Annotated in this window: 10 protein-coding genes and 1 tRNA gene; all 11 read right to left on the reverse strand. The window is 57.8% G+C overall.

Features of this window, described 5'->3' with window-relative positions; translation table 11 throughout:
* Positions 1-7: 7 nt before the first annotated feature.
* Entirely contained in the window at positions 8-1,069 is a 1,062-nt protein-coding gene (locus tag MRBLMR1_RS08075) for a cytochrome-c peroxidase (RefSeq protein ID WP_148148075.1), read from the reverse strand.
* A 162-nt stretch (positions 1,070-1,231) separates the two neighbouring features.
* The gene (rpoC, locus tag MRBLMR1_RS08080) at positions 1,232-5,440 is read right to left on the reverse strand and encodes a DNA-directed RNA polymerase subunit beta' (protein ID WP_148148076.1); all 4,209 of its coding nucleotides are present in this window, start codon (positions 5,438-5,440) and stop codon (positions 1,232-1,234) included.
* Between the two features lie 180 nt (positions 5,441-5,620).
* Positions 5,621-9,760: a DNA-directed RNA polymerase subunit beta gene (gene rpoB, locus MRBLMR1_RS08085; protein ID WP_148148077.1), complete on the reverse strand. Its 4,140-nt coding sequence runs from the start codon at positions 9,758-9,760 to the stop codon at positions 5,621-5,623.
* Between the two features lie 251 nt (positions 9,761-10,011).
* A complete protein-coding gene (gene rplL, locus MRBLMR1_RS08090; RefSeq protein WP_148148078.1) occupies positions 10,012-10,389 on the reverse strand; it encodes a 50S ribosomal protein L7/L12 in 378 nt (125 codons plus the stop codon).
* Between the two features lie 57 nt (positions 10,390-10,446).
* Positions 10,447-10,965 carry a 50S ribosomal protein L10 gene (gene rplJ, locus MRBLMR1_RS08095; RefSeq protein ID WP_148148079.1) on the reverse strand — a complete coding sequence of 173 codons (519 nt, stop codon included), beginning with the start codon at positions 10,963-10,965 and terminating at the stop codon, positions 10,447-10,449.
* A gap of 380 nt (positions 10,966-11,345) precedes the next feature.
* Positions 11,346-12,044 carry a 50S ribosomal protein L1 gene (rplA, locus tag MRBLMR1_RS08100; protein WP_148148080.1) on the reverse strand — a complete coding sequence of 233 codons (699 nt, stop codon included), beginning with the start codon at positions 12,042-12,044 and terminating at the stop codon, positions 11,346-11,348.
* Between the two features lies 1 nt (position 12,045).
* Positions 12,046-12,477, reverse strand: coding sequence for a 50S ribosomal protein L11 (gene rplK, locus MRBLMR1_RS08105; RefSeq protein WP_112459116.1), 432 nt, complete (start codon positions 12,475-12,477; stop codon positions 12,046-12,048).
* 170 nt (positions 12,478-12,647) lie between these two features.
* Positions 12,648-13,178, reverse strand: a complete 531-nt coding sequence (gene nusG, locus MRBLMR1_RS08110) for a transcription termination/antitermination protein NusG (protein WP_148148081.1) — start codon at positions 13,176-13,178, stop codon at positions 12,648-12,650.
* A gap of 15 nt (positions 13,179-13,193) precedes the next feature.
* The gene (gene secE, locus MRBLMR1_RS08115) at positions 13,194-13,394 is read right to left on the reverse strand and encodes a preprotein translocase subunit SecE (protein WP_112459118.1); all 201 of its coding nucleotides are present in this window, start codon (positions 13,392-13,394) and stop codon (positions 13,194-13,196) included.
* A 189-nt stretch (positions 13,395-13,583) separates the two neighbouring features.
* Positions 13,584-13,659, reverse strand: a tRNA-Trp gene (locus MRBLMR1_RS08120).
* Between the two features lie 114 nt (positions 13,660-13,773).
* Positions 13,774-15,066 (reverse strand): capsule polysaccharide biogenesis protein, encoded by a 1,293-nt coding sequence (locus MRBLMR1_RS08125; protein ID WP_500064056.1) that lies wholly within the window; start codon positions 15,064-15,066, stop codon positions 13,774-13,776.
* Positions 15,067-15,115: the final 49 nt, after the last annotated feature.

Genomic DNA, 15,115 nt, shown 5'->3' on the forward strand with positions numbered 1-15,115 from the left:
CCCCGGCCTACTTGACCGGTATTATCTGACTGGCCGGCTTAGGCGTTGTTGCCGTTTCTGCAGGTAGGACCGGGTAGGTTACATCTGGCGCCCTGCCCGTCAGGCTTTCCAGAAACGCGACGATCAGATCGACGTCGTTGCCTTCCAGCTTTTCACCTAACTGCGCCGTACCCATGATTGCCACAGCCTGCTTTAGACCCCAGACCTTGCCGGAATGGAAATAAGGCGCGGTGAGCGCAATGTTACGAAGTGGCGCGGCGCGGAAGACGTAACTGTCGTCAGCCGTATTTGTCACCGCAAAGCGACCTTTGTCATTTTCGGGAAGAACATCGGCGCCTGGCTTCTCGATCAGACCAAACGGATAATAGCCCTCCCCGCCCACATTGATGCCCGCATGGCAGGATGCGCAGCCCTTGTCCATGAAAAGCTGCAGGCCCTGCCTTGCCTCTGCGGTCAATGCATCATCGTCACCATTGAGGAATGAATCGAACGGTGCCGGTGTTATCAGCGTAGCCTCGAAGGCTTCGATCGCCATGGCGAAATTATCGAATGTCACCGGATCCGCATCGCCGGGGAATGCCGCCTTGAACCACTCTACATATCGCGGCATGGATTTCAGGGTTGCGACCACCTTGCCGGGCGTATTGGCCATTTCGACACCCGCCTGAACCGGGCCTTTTGCCTGAGCCTTGAGATCTTCCGCCCGTCCGTCCCAGAACTGGGCGATATTAAAGACCGCGTTGAAGACCGTCGGAGAGTTACGCGGTCCCTTCTGCCAACCGTGACCGATCGAAGTTTCGAGATTGTCGTCGCCGCCGGTCGCCAGATTATGGCAGGAATTGCAGGAAAAGACGCCGGATGCAGACATGCGCGGGTCAAAGAAGAGCGCCTTGCCGAGCGCGATCTTTTCCGCCGTGATCTTGTTGCCCTTCACCGCCGGAACAGTCGAAGGCAATGGCTTGAACAGTTCCTGCGCCTGTTGCCTCAGTTCCGCAGGATTGAGATCGGCAGCATAAGCGGTCGTTGCCAGAAGCAGACAGGCAGCGACGGACGTCATTAGCTTTTTCATTCGAGCCTCCATCATCATCGAATGCGAGAAGCTTAGAACGGCTCCAAATTGATGCCTTGTCTTCGATCAACACTTTAGAATTAGTCAAAATAAAAACGCCCGGATTACTCCGGGCGTTTTTGAATGCGTCGCGAAAACGGAAGAAAATCCCCCTCGTCTGCCTTATTCGGCAGGCGTTTTCTCCGGGTTCAGGTTCTGCAGCATCGGCGTTGCCGAGTCTGCACCAGTGCCCTTCTTGCGCTCGTCTAGGATCAAGTCGTCGCGCGTGGTTGCGATACGACGGATCTGGGTCATGGTACCACCTGTACCAGCCGGGATCAGGCGGCCGACGATGACGTTTTCCTTCAGGCCCTGCAGCGTGTCGATCTTGCCGGCGATTGCAGCTTCCGTGAGAACCTTGGTGGTTTCCTGGAAGGATGCAGCCGAGATGAAGGACGGCGTCTGCAGCGATGCCTTGGTGATGCCGAGCAGAACCGGCTCGCCATAGGCAGGCTTCTTGCCTTCTTCGATCAGCGCGTCGTTGGCATCTTCAAGCTCGATGCGGTCGACGTTATCACCGACGATGTACTGGCTGTCGCCGGCATCGGTGATTTCGACCTTCTGAAGCATCTGACGAACGATGACTTCGATGTGCTTGTCGTTGATGACAACGCCCTGCAGGCGGTAGACTTCCTGGATTTCGTTCACGAGGTAGGAAGCGAGTGCTTCCACGCCCTTGATCGCCAGAATGTCGTGCGGCGCAGGATTGCCGTCGAGGATGTAGTCACCCTTTTCGATATAGTCGCCATCCTGAAGATGGAAGGGCTTGCCCTTCGGGATCAGGTATTCGACCGGTTCGACACCATCTTCCGCCGGTTCGATCATGACGCGACGCTTGTTCTTGTAGTCGCGGCCGAGGCGGATCGTACCATCGATTTCAGCGATGATAGCGTGGTCCTTCGGACGGCGTGCTTCGAACAGTTCTGCGACGCGCGGCAGACCACCGGTGATGTCCTTGGTCTTGGCGCTTTCCATCGGGATACGTGCAAGCACGTCGCCCTGGGCGATCTTCTGGCCCGGTTCGACGGAGAGGATTGCTTCAACCGACAGGTTGAAACGGGCCTCACCACCACGCGACAGCTTCATGATCGCACCGGAAGCGTCCTTGATGACGATTGCCGGCTTCAGATCCGCACCGCGCGGCGTCGAACGCCAGTCGATAACCTGACGCTTGGTGATGCCGGTGGATTCGTCGGTCGATTCCAGAACCGAGATACCGTCGACGACATCTTCGAACTGAACCGTACCGGCGACTTCCGTCATCATAGGGCGTGTATACGGATCCCACTCTGCCAGACGCTGACCGCGACGAACCTTGTCGCCGTCATCGACATGGATCTTAGAACCGTACGCGACGCGCTGCGAGGAACGCTCGACACCACGTTCGTCGAGAATGGTGATGGCCATGTTACGGCCCATCGCGACGAGAACGTTTTCCGAGTTCCGCAGCATGTTGCGGTTCTTGATCAGGATCGTACCTTCATACGATGCTTCCAGGAACGACTGGTCGACCACGTTTGCCGTACCACCAAGGTGGAACGTACGCATGGTCAGCTGCGTGCCCGGCTCGCCGATGGACTGAGCAGCGATAACGCCGACTGCTTCGCCCATATTGACCGGCGTACCGCGAGCAAGGTCACGCCCGTAGCAGACCGAGCAGACGCCCGTCTGAACTTCGCAGGTCAGTGCGGAGCGAATGCGGATCGACTGGATGCCAGCCTTCTCGATTTCGATGACATCCGGCTCAAGGATCATCTTGCCGGCATCGACGATACGATCGCCCGTTACCGGGTGGTCGATGTTGTCGAGTGCCGTACGTCCGAGAACGCGAGCGCCGATCGAAGCAACAACCTGACCAGCATCGACGATGGCGGTCATGGTGAGGCCGTTTTCAGTGCCGCAATCCACGAGGTTGACGATGCAGTCCTGGGCCACGTCGACGAGACGACGAGTCAGGTAACCGGAGTTTGCCGTCTTCAAGGCGGTGTCTGCCAGACCCTTACGGGCACCGTGGGTCGAGTTGAAGTACTCGTTAACGGTCAGGCCTTCCTTGAAGTTCGAGATGATCGGGGTCTCGATGATTTCACCCGACGGCTTCGCCATCAGGCCGCGCATGCCGCCCAGCTGGCGCATCTGGTTCGGAGAACCACGGGCACCCGAGTGGGACATCATGTAGATCGCGTTCATCGGCTTCTGGCGACCGGTCTCGGCGTCGAATTCGACAGCCTTAATGCGGGCCATCATGTCTTCGGCGACCTTTTCGGTTGCCTTGCCCCAGGCGTCGACGACCTTGTTGTACTTTTCGCCCTGAGTGATCAGGCCGTCATTGTACTGCTGCTCGTATTCCTTAACGAGAGCCTCGGTATCACCGACGATCTTCTCCTTGGAATCCGGGATGATCATGTCGTCCTTGCCGAACGAAATGCCGGCGCGGCAAGCATGGGTAAAGCCGAGCTGCATGATCCGGTCGCAGAATATGACCGTGTCCTTCTGACCGCAATGACGGTAGACCGTGTCGATCATCTTGGAGATGTTCTTCTTGGTCATTTCCTGGTTGCAGGTCTCGAACGGCACGTTGACGTTCTTCGGCAGAAGCTCGCCAATGATCAGACGGCCAGGCGTCGTGTCATAGATCTTGGAAACCAACTTGCCGTCGGCATCCATGGTCTTGAAACGACCCTTGATCTTCGAATGCAGCGTGACGACCTTGTTTTCCAGCGCATGGTGCAGTTCGCCCATGTCGGAGAAGGCCATGCCTTCGCCCGGCTCGCGCTCGTTCATGATCGACAGGTAATACAGGCCGAGAACCATGTCCTGCGACGGAACGATGATCGGTGCACCGTTTGCCGGATGCAGGATGTTGTTCGTCGACATCATCAGGACGCGGGCTTCGAGCTGAGCTTCGAGCGACAGCGGCACGTGAACAGCCATCTGGTCACCGTCGAAGTCGGCGTTGAAGGCCGTGCAGACGAGCGGATGCAGCTGAATTGCCTTGCCTTCGACTAGGGTCGGTTCGAAGGCCTGGATGCCCAGGCGGTGCAGCGTCGGTGCGCGGTTCAAGAGAACCGGATGCTCGCGGATAACCTCGTCGAGGATATCCCAGACTTCCGGCTTTTCCTTTTCAACCAGCTTCTTGGCCTGCTTGACGGTGGACGAGAAGCCCTTGGCGTCAAGACGGGCGTAGATGAACGGCTTGAACAGTTCGAGCGCCATCTTCTTCGGCAGGCCGCACTGGTGCAGCTTCAGTTCCGGACCAGTCACGATGACCGAACGACCGGAATAGTCGACGCGCTTGCCGAGAAGGTTCTGACGGAAGCGGCCCTGCTTGCCCTTGAGCATGTCGGACAGCGACTTCAGCGGACGCTTGTTGGCGCCGGTGATGACGCGGCCACGGCGGCCGTTGTCGAACAGCGCGTCTACAGATTCCTGCAGCATGCGCTTTTCGTTACGGATGATGATGCCCGGAGCTCGCAGTTCGATCAGGCGCTTCAGACGGTTGTTACGGTTGATGACGCGGCGGTACAGATCGTTGAGGTCGGACGTCGCGAAACGGCCGCCATCAAGCGGAACCAGCGGACGCAGGTCCGGCGGGATGACCGGAACGACCTTCATGATCATCCATTCCGGGCGGTTGCCGGATTCGATGAAGTTCTCGACGATCTTCAGGCGCTTCATGAACTTCTTCTGCTTCAGTTCAGAAGTCGTCTCAGCAAGTTCCGCACGCAGGTCGCCGGCGATCTTTTCGAGGTTCATCGAAGCGAGCATCTCGTAGATGGCTTCCGCGCCGATCATCGCCGTGAACTGGTCTTCACCATATTCGTCGATGGCGAGCATATACTCTTCTTCGGAGAGAAGCTGGTTCTCCTTGAGAGCGGTCAGGCCCGGCTCGGTGACGATGTAGTTCTCGAAATAGAGAACGCGTTCGACATCCTTCAGCGTCATGTCGAGCAGGGTCGAGATGCGCGAAGGAAGCGACTTCAGGAACCAGATATGGGCGACCGGAGCGGCGAGCTCGATATGGCCCATGCGCTCACGGCGAACGCGCGACAGCGTAACTTCGACGCCGCACTTTTCGCAGATGATGCCCTTGTACTTCATGCGCTTGTACTTGCCGCACAGGCATTCGTAGTCCTTGATGGGACCGAAGATACGCGCGCAGAAAAGACCGTCACGTTCCGGCTTGAACGTACGGTAGTTGATGGTCTCCGGCTTTTTGATTTCGCCATAGGACCAGGAGAGAATCTTCTCGGGCGACGCGATCGAAATACGGATCGAGTCAAAGTGTTGCGCAGGCATCTGCGGATTGAAAAGGTTCATGACCTCTTGGTTCATGCCTATCTCCTTTGGGGCAAAGAGCCCTCGGCTTGCGACGGTACCATCCTGTTTCCCGCGATGGATGGTCTGTCACGTCAGTACGGTGCTAGCCGCAAAATGCGGCAAAACTTTCCCCGACACCCGGCGGGAACCGGTGCAGGGAGCGGCGCGCGCAGACAGCGCGCGCCTCCTTGACGATTATTCGGCTGCGTCCGGCAGCTGACCTTCGGCTGGCAACTCGACTTTCGAGTTTTCCAGCTCGACCGACAGACCGAGCGAGCGCATTTCCTTGACGAGAACGTTGAAGCTCTCCGGAATGCCCGCCTCGAACGTGTCGTCGCCACGGACGATCGCCTCGTAGACCTTGGTACGGCCGGCCACGTCGTCCGACTTCACGGTCAGCATTTCCTGCAGGGTGTAGGCTGCGCCATAGGCTTCCAGAGCCCAGACTTCCATTTCCCCGAAGCGCTGGCCGCCGAACTGCGCCTTACCACCGAGCGGCTGCTGGGTGACGAGCGAGTACGGACCGATCGAACGCGCGTGGATCTTGTCGTCCACGAGGTGGTTCAGCTTGATCATGTACATGTAGCCGACGGTGACCTTACGGTCGAAGGGCTCGCCGGTACGACCATCGTACAGAACCGACTGACCGCTTTCGTGCAGGCCTGCCTTCTTCAGCATCGCAGCAACGTCCGGCTCATGCGCACCGTCGAAGACCGGTGTTGCGATGGAGACGCCCTTGCGGGACTGTTCGGCAAGCTTGACGAGCGCGTCGTCGTCGAAGTGTGCCACTTCGTCCTTCGCCTCACTGGAGTACACGTCCGTCAGGACAGTCTTCAGGTTGCTGATGTCCATGGTCTTGCGATACTCGTCGAGCATCTCGCCGATCTTCTTACCCATGCCGGCGCAAGCCCAGGCAAGGTGGGTTTCGAGGATCTGACCGACGTTCATACGCGACGGAACACCGAGCGGGTTCAAGCAGATGTCGACGTGCGTTCCGTCTTCAAGGAACGGCATGTCTTCGACAGGCACGATACGCGAGACAACGCCCTTGTTACCGTGACGGCCGGCCATCTTGTCGCCCGGCTGGATCTTGCGCTTCACAGCGACGAAGACCTTGACCATCTTCATGACGCCCGGAGGCATTTCGTCGCCCCGCTGGACCTTTTCGACCTTGTCCATGAAGCGATGCTCAAGCAGCGACTTGGACTCATCGTACTGGCCGCGCAGAGCTTCGATCTCGCCCTGAACCTTCTCGTCTTCGACTGCGAACATCCACCACTGCGAGCGGGGATATTCGGAAACGACTGCGTTGGAAAGTTCGACGCCCTTCTTGAAGCCCTTCGGGCCGGCAACGGACATCTGGCCACGCAGCATGTCGACCAGACGGCTGTAGACGTTACGGTCGAGGATCGCCTGTTCGTCGTCGCGGTCCTTGGCGAGGCGTTCGATTTCCTCACGCTCGATCGCCATCGCACGTTCGTCCTTCTCGACGCCGTGACGATTGAAGACGCGAACTTCGACGATCGTGCCGAACGTGCCCGGAGGCATGCGCATGGACGTGTCGCGGACGTCGGAAGCCTTTTCACCGAAGATGGCGCGCAGAAGCTTTTCTTCCGGCGTCATCGGGCTTTCGCCCTTCGGCGTGATCTTGCCGACGAGGATGTCGCCAGGAGCAACTTCCGCACCGATGTAGACGATACCGGCTTCGTCGAGATTCTTCAGCGCTTCTTCCGAAACGTTCGGAATGTCACGCGTGATTTCTTCCGGACCAAGCTTCGTGTCGCGGGCAGCAACTTCGAATTCTTCGATGTGGATGGAGGTGAACACGTCGTCAGCGACGATGCGTTCCGACATCAGGATCGAGTCTTCGTAGTTGTAGCCGTTCCAAGGCATGAACGCGACGAGCGCGTTGCGGCCGAGTGCCAAGTCACCGAGATCCGTGGACGGACCGTCAGCGATGATGTCACCGCGGTTCAGAACGTCGCCGACGGCGACCAGCGGACGCTGGTTGACGCAGGTGTTCTGGTTGGAGCGCTGGAACTTCTGCAGGCGGTAAATGTCAACACCGGACTTGCCGGCATCGAGATCTTCCGTGGCGCGGATAACGATACGCGTCGCATCGACCTGGTCGACCACGCCGCCACGACGGGCAGCGATCGCCGCACCGGAGTCACGGGCAACGACCGGTTCCATGCCGGTGCCGACGAACGGAGCTTCGGCGCGAACCAGCGGAACGGCCTGACGCTGCATGTTCGAGCCCATGAGAGCGCGGTTGGCGTCGTCGTTTTCGAGGAACGGGATCAGAGCGGCGGCAACCGAAACCAGCTGCTTCGGCGAAACGTCCATCAGGTTGATGGTGTCGCGCGGAGACAGCATGACTTCGCCAGCATGACGGCAAACCACGAACTCTTCAACGAAAGCGCCTTCAGCCGTCAGCTCGGAATTGGCCTGAGCCACGTAATACTTGGCCTCTTCCATGGCGGAGAGGTAGATCACGTCCTTGGTGACGACGCCGTCAACGATCTTGCGGTACGGCGATTCGATGAAGCCGTACTTGTTGACGCGGGCGAAGGTTGCCAGCGAGTTGATCAGACCGATGTTCGGGCCTTCCGGCGTTTCGATCGGGCAAATACGGCCGTAGTGGGTCGGATGAACGTCGCGGACTTCGAAGCCTGCGCGCTCGCGGGTCAGACCACCCGGTCCAAGAGCCGAAAGACGGCGCTTGTGGGTGATTTCCGAAAGCGGGTTCACCTGGTCCATGAACTGCGACAGCTGCGAGGAGCCGAAGAATTCGCGAACGGCAGCAGCAGCCGGCTTGGCGTTGATCAGGTCCTGCGGCATGACGGTGTCGATCTCGATCGACGACATGCGTTCCTTGATCGCGCGCTCCATACGGAGCAGGCCGAGACGGTACTGGTTTTCCATCAGCTCGCCGACCGAACGAACACGGCGGTTGCCGAGGTTGTCGATGTCGTCGATTTCGCCCTTGCCGTCACGCAGCTCGACCAGCATCTTGACCACGGCCAGGATGTCGTCCTTGCGCAGAACGCGAACGGTATCTTCGACCTGCAGGTCGAGACGCATGTTCATCTTGACGCGACCAACGGCCGAGAGGTCGTAGCGCTCTGCGTCGAAGAACAGCGAGTTGAACATGGCTTCCGCGGATTCCATGGTCGGCGGCTCACCCGGACGCATGACGCGGTAGATGTCGAACAGAGCGTCCTGACGGTTCTCGTTCTTGTCAGCCGCAAGCGTGTTGCGGATGTAGGCGCCGATATTGATGTGATCGATGCCGAGAACCGGGATCTCGTCGAAGCCAGCTTCGAGGATGATCGGCAGAGTCTTCTCGTCGATTTCGTCGCCGGCTTCGAGATAGATCTCACCGGTCGAGTAGTTGACGATGTCTTCAGCGAGGTAGTTGCCGTAAAGGTCTTCGTCGGTGGCCTTCAAGGCCTTGAGGCCCTTTTCGGTCAGCTGACGGAGCAGACGCGGGGTCAGCTTCTTGCCGGCTTCAACGACGACTTCGCCAGTATCGGCGTCGACCATTTCCGACAGAGCCTTGGCGCCCTTGAGCGTCTCGGCCTGGAACGGAATGCGCCAGCCGTCGCCGGAACGCTCATAGTTCGACTTCGTGTAGAAGGTCGACAGGATTTCTTCGCCGTCCATGCCGAGTGCCATCAGCAGCGAAGATACCGGGATCTTGCGGCGACGGTCGATACGGGCAAAAACGATGTCCTTGGCGTCGAATTCGATATCGAGCCAGGAACCGCGATACGGGATGACGCGAGCCGCGAAGAGCAGCTTGCCGGAAGAATGGCTCTTGCCCTTGTCGTGGTCGAAGAAGACGCCCGGCGAACGGTGCATCTGGGACACGATAACGCGTTCGGTGCCGTTGACGATGAACGTACCGTTATCCGTCATGAGCGGCATGTCGCCCATGTAGACAGACTGTTCCTTGATGTCCTTGATGGACTTCGCGCCCGTATCCTCGTCAATATCGAATACGATGAGGCGCAGCGTCACCTTAAGGGGAGCTGCGTAGGTCAGGTCGCGCTGACGGCATTCCTCGACGTCGAACTTCGGCGGGTCGAATTCGTAGGAAACGAACTCGAGCATCGAAGCGCCGGAGAAATCCGTGATCGGGAAGACGGACTTAAAGACCGCATTCAGGCCTTCGTCCGGACGGCCGCCCTTGGGCTCTTCTACCATCAGGAATTGGTCATAGGATGCCTTCTGAACCTCGATGAGGTTCGGCATTTCCGTGACTTCGGGGATCTTACCAAAAAACTTGCGTACGCGCCTGCGACCATTAAACGAAAGGGTCTGCTGAGCCATCGTCGCTCCTTCAAAATTGCATCCGGGCCTGCAACGGACGGCTATCGGAGGCCAACCGATATACCATCGAACATGGTTTCTCAATCTCGTCCCGCTTGCCGAAACCCTAAGCCGGATTGCCTAGCACTTCGGTGGGGACCATCCTCTTGAGAACCCATTACCCAGGACCCGTTTTCATACGGATCCTGGGTAATAAGTTCGAAAAGAAACGGACGGGAGAGAGATAGGCTCTCCCCCGCCACATTCCAGTATTACTTGACGTCGACCTTAGCGCCGGCTTCTTCAAGCTTCTTCTTGAGGTCAGCGGCTTCAGCCTTGGAAACAGCTTCCTTGACAGCCTTCGGAGCGCCTTCGACCAGGTCCTTGGCTTCCTTGAGGCCGAGACCGGTGATGGCGCGGACTTCCTTGATGACGTTGATCTTGTTGGCGCCAGCGTCAACCAGGATAACGTCGAACTCGGTCTTTTCTTCTTCAGCAGCAGCCGGTGCGCCAGCGCCGCCAGCAGCAGCAACTGCTACCGGAGCAGCAGCGGAAACGCCCCACTTTTCTTCGAGAAGCTTGGAAAGCTCAGCAGCTTCCAGGACGGTCAGGGCCGAGAGGTCTTCAACGATCTTTGCGAGATCAGCCATTTTGTAGTTCCTTCTGTTCGGTTCGAACTGGTTTTAAATAAACAGCGAAGTTCCGCCTTACGCGGCTTCGTCCTTCTTGGCATAGGCTGCAAACACGCGAGCAAGCTGACTTGCCGGTGCCTGTACGACGCCTGCGATGCGGGTTGCCGGGGTCTGAATCATACCCACCAGCTTTGCACGCAGTTCGTCGAGCGAAGGCAGGGTCGCAAGCGACTTGACTGCATCCGCATTCAGCGAGGTCGCGCCCATGGCACCACCGAGAACAACGATTTTGTCGTTGGTCTTGGCGAAATCCATGACGACCTTCGGAGCCGTAATCGGATCATCGCTGTAAGCGATGAGCGTCTGACCCTTGAACAGGTCAGACATCGATTCGGATTCCGTGCCCTGAAGAGCGATCTTGGCCAGACGGTTCTTCGCGACTTTGACGGTGCCGCCAGCAGCGCGCATCTTCGAACGAAAATCGTTCATCTGTGCGACTGTGACACCAGCATAGTGGGCCACGACAACCGAACCAGAAGCCTTGAAGACTTCGTTCAGCTCCGTGACAAATTCGCGCTTTTCCGCTCTTTCCACTGTCTGTCTCCAGTTGGTAGGACCGCAATCCTGCAAGTCCCACCGGGTTGCCTTTGCCTCAGACGATCTCCGGAGAGACCGTAAGCGGCGGTTGAGGATCCTGTCCCCCCGCACTGAAACCAAAGGCTTCAGGCACAAGGCACACTAGGCTCGAACCGAATATCAAAGCGCTATACGCACTTCCAAATTCTGGGTTCTTACCCGTCTCATGCAGGTCATTCGATTAAGGCATCATCAACAAGGATTTCAGCCACCCGCAATCTCGGACAGGAATTCCGGATTTCTCCGGAAATCCCCTCCCCCTCAGGATTGGCCCTTCAGGGTTGGGAATTCATGCGACCGAAGCCTAGAGAAAACTCTGAGCTTCGGAATTTCAGTCATTAAGCAGCAGTAACCGACGACGGGTCGATCTTGACGCCTGGACCCATGGTCGAGGAGATCGCTACGCGCTTGACGTAGTTACCCTTCGCGCCAGCCGGCTTTGCCTTGATGACGGCGTCAGCGAAGGCCTTGATGTTTTCTTCGAGCGCCTTGGCGTCGAAGGAAGCCTTGCCGATGCCAGCGTGAACGATACCGGCCTTTTCGACGCGGAATTCAACAGCGCCACCCTTGGAAGCCTTGACGGCACCCGTGACGTCCATCGTAACCGTACCAACCTTCGGGTTCGGCATCATGCCACGCGGGCCGAGAACCTTACCGAGGCGACCGACGAGCGGCATCATGTCCGGGGTTGCAATGCAACGATCGAAGTCGATCTTGCCGCCCTGGACGATTTCCAGCAGGTCTTCTGCGCCAACGATGTCTGCGCCTGCAGCCTTGGCTTCGTCAGCCTTGGCGCCACGTGCGAAGACGGCAACCCGAACGTCGCGGCCGGTGCCGTTCGGCAGGTTGACAACGCCACGAACCATCTGGTCGGCATGGCGCGGGTCAACGCCGAGGTTCATTGCGATTTCAACGGTCTCGTCGAACTTGGCGGTTGCGCGTTCCTTGACCATCGAAATGGCGTCGGAAAGGGCTACGAGCTTGGTCGGATCAACGCCTTCGCGGATCTTCTGAATACGCTTTGCAAGCTTTGCCATATTAAGCCACCACTTCCAGACCCATGGCGCGGGCAGAACCCTCGATCATGGCCATTGCGCCTTCGATATCGGCAGCGTTGAGATCCTTCATCTTGGCTTCGGCGATCGACTTGATCTGAGCCTTGGTGAGAGTACCGGCCTTGCCGCCCTTACCAGGCGTCTTGGAACCGGAGGTGATCTTCGCTTCCTTCTTCAGCCAGTAAGAAACCGGCGGCTGCTTCATGACGAAGGTAAAGGACTTGTCCTGGTAATAGGTGATGACGACCGGGATCGGCATACCCTTTTCCATTTCCTGCGTGGCGGCATTGAACGCCTTGCAGAATTCCATGATGTTGATGCCACGCTGACCAAGCGCCGGGCCGATTGGCGGGGACGGGTTTGCCGATCCTGCCTTGACCTGAAGCTTGAGCTGGCCTGCTACTTTCTTAGCCATATCTCTCTGCCTTTCACTAACGGGGCGGTTTCCCGACCCAACTTGCCGGATTTCTCCGGCGGCTGCGGTTGCGTGGTTCGGATCATTGGAGCCCGGCTAAGACTCCTCACCTTCCACGCGGTTTGCGGCGTACACCGCACGAGGCCCGACATGCGGGCCCCAACTTGAAATCAGACCTTCTCGACCTGAGCGTATTCCAGCTCGACCGGGGTTGCGCGACCGAAGATCGATACTTCGACCTTGAGGCGCGCACGCTCCTCGTCGACATCCTGAACGACACCGTTGAACGATGCGAAAGGACCATCCGAAACACGAACCTGCTCGCCAATCTCGAACGAGATCGAGGACTTCGGACGCTCTACGCCTTCCTGGACCTGACCGAGGATACGCTCGGCTTCGAAATCCGGGATCGGAACCGGCTTATTGTCGGAACCGAGGAAGCCCGTAACCTTGGGCGTATTCTTGATCAGGTGATAGGCCTCATCCGTCAGGTTTGCGCGAACAAGGACGTAACCCGGGAAGAACTTGCGCTCGCTGTCGACCTTGCGGCCGCGACGCACTTCCGTCACCTTTTCAGTCGGAACGAGAATCCTTTCGAACAGATGCTCAAGCCCCTTCTGGCGAGCCTTGTTCTCGATGTCGTCTGCGACCTTCTTCTCGAAGTTCGAATATGCGTGGACGATATACCAGCGTGCCGCCATCTTCACTCTCCAGTTTTAAACGCTGACGTTCAGGATCAGGCGCAAAAGCCAGCCCATCAACTGATCCGCCGCGAAGAAAAACAGGGCAGCAAAGACAACCATAACCAGAACCATAGCCGTAGAGATCGCAGTCTCGCGGCGGGACGGCCAAGTGATTTTCAGACCTTCGGAACGAACCTGCTTAAAGAACGTGACCGGATTGGTTTTGGATGCCATCGATTTTCCACGCAATTACGGCACGTAAAGCCGAACTCGCTCAGCCCCACGCGCCGCGTGTCTGTTTTTCCCTACATAAACACCGCCTCCCCTTTGCACAAGAGGAAAAACAATGTTCGATTAAATTTCGCCGATCCACTCGGCACAGCTCCGGCGGATCAATCACCCAGCCTAACGAGCTTTATTGAGTGGCAGGGGCAGCCGGGCTTGAACCGACGACCTGCGGTTTTGGAGACCGCCGCTCTACCAACTGAGCTATACCCCTTCGCCCTATCCGACTGCAAAAATCACATTCGATTCCGCGTCGTCTTTAAGCTAGGCGCTCCCTTTACGGTGCGTTGCCCCACTTGGCAAGTATGTTTTTTCGTTTCCGACATGTTCAATATGCATCGCCGCGCCGATCGCCCGCATCTACAGCACGAACCGTCGCGAAAGCGGGCTCGGCGCCGCCGAGAATATCGCTGCCGGCAATATCCATCGCCCCCGGCAAAACAGCAGTCACCCCCTTGCGCTCATTGGTAAGCGGCAGGCGCTTCCACGCCAAACGAGGCGGCTGCGCGACATAGGCATCCGGCTCATTCACGAGTTGCCCTATCACTCGATCGACGATTGTCGAAATACCGAGCTTGCGACCTTCGGAATGATAGAAATTACCCTTTATCTGGATCGCACCGGCCAGCGCCTTGATGAAGCAAGCCAGAAGGCTTCGGTCGATTCGCTCGGGATTCCGCCAGAATACATCCAGTCCACCCTGATGCGTCAGTCCGGGTATATCGAAGACAGCAGCACCCAAGACGATGGTAGGGACGTCTGCCCGCAGACTGTGAAGACCTGTCGTGGAATTGACCACGATGGAACCGTGGCACTCGCGCAGGATTTCCGCAAGATTGCCTTTTTCGATAAAGGCGACACGATTTTCGATCCGATATTTCGCGGCAAGTTCAGCAACGACCTTGCGCCAGTTCTCAAGATCATTATCGAGCGGATGCTGCTTGATGATCAACCGGCCGTTTTCAGGCGCATGACGCGCAAACGACTGCATGACCTGATCCAGCATCTGCGAAATATGCCTATAGGGCGAATTCGCCCTGATCTGGTAATCGCTCTGGAGTTGGAGCGCGAGCAGATAGTTGCGCTTCAGCTTGTCGTCGAAATACCCCTCCGGCAAATCGTGCCTCTCACGGAACATGCGCGGCAGCCAGGATAGGTAGTCGAACAACGGGTCGTAATATTTGTCGGAGCGATAAAAGGGAAACATCATCCGGCCGAAATAGGCGACCAGATTATAGATTACCTCGTTGGTCGCCTCCTGCCCGAATGTATGCGGATAGCGGTTCTTCAAATCCGGATCGGCCACCTTAGCGGCGATCTGGCGAATACGGTCCGGATCGTTCGGAAAATGAGAGAAACGCCCCATACCGTCACGCTCAAGCGTGATCCAGTCAGGTCGGAGATAACCGAATTCCACGGCGTGACAGCGCACACCAAGGCGCCGCGCGACACGCGCGGCAAGCCGGTGATATGGCAACCGATCCGCATAATAAAGAATGTCGGTGATGCCTTCCCGCTTCAGAAGCGCTGCAAGATAGCGCGGCCATGCCTTCAAAGTTCCGCGGTAGTTGATCGCTCCGCGCTTGAACCAGTAGACCTGATCACCGAAGGAGAAGTTCACTCTCCTCGTCTCCACGCCCCTGGCTTCGAACCCTTGGGAGAGCTCGCGC

Origin of the sequence: Neorhizobium sp. LMR1-1-1.1 (genome assembly GCF_040675795.1) — a bacterium.
Lineage (GTDB): Bacteria > Pseudomonadota > Alphaproteobacteria > Rhizobiales > Rhizobiaceae > Neorhizobium > Neorhizobium cellulosilyticum.

Excerpts from the sequence above, each read along its gene's own strand:
- MRBLMR1_RS08075 (WP_148148075.1), bottom strand. The coding sequence starts at position 1,069 with ATGAAAAAGCTAATGACGTCCGTCGCTGCCTGTCTGCTTCTGGCAACG.
- rpoC (WP_148148076.1), bottom strand. The coding sequence starts at position 5,440 with ATGAACCAAGAGGTCATGAACCTTTTCAATCCGCAGATGCCTGCGCAA.
- rpoB (WP_148148077.1), bottom strand. The coding sequence starts at position 9,760 with ATGGCTCAGCAGACCCTTTCGTTTAATGGTCGCAGGCGCGTACGCAAG.
- rplL (WP_148148078.1), bottom strand. The coding sequence starts at position 10,389 with ATGGCTGATCTCGCAAAGATCGTTGAAGACCTCTCGGCCCTGACCGTC.
- rplA (WP_148148080.1), bottom strand. The coding sequence starts at position 12,044 with ATGGCAAAGCTTGCAAAGCGTATTCAGAAGATCCGCGAAGGCGTTGAT.
- rplK (WP_112459116.1), bottom strand. The coding sequence starts at position 12,477 with ATGGCTAAGAAAGTAGCAGGCCAGCTCAAGCTTCAGGTCAAGGCAGGA.
- nusG (WP_148148081.1), bottom strand. The coding sequence starts at position 13,178 with ATGGCGGCACGCTGGTATATCGTCCACGCATATTCGAACTTCGAGAAG.
- secE (WP_112459118.1), bottom strand. The coding sequence starts at position 13,394 with ATGGCATCCAAAACCAATCCGGTCACGTTCTTTAAGCAGGTTCGTTCC.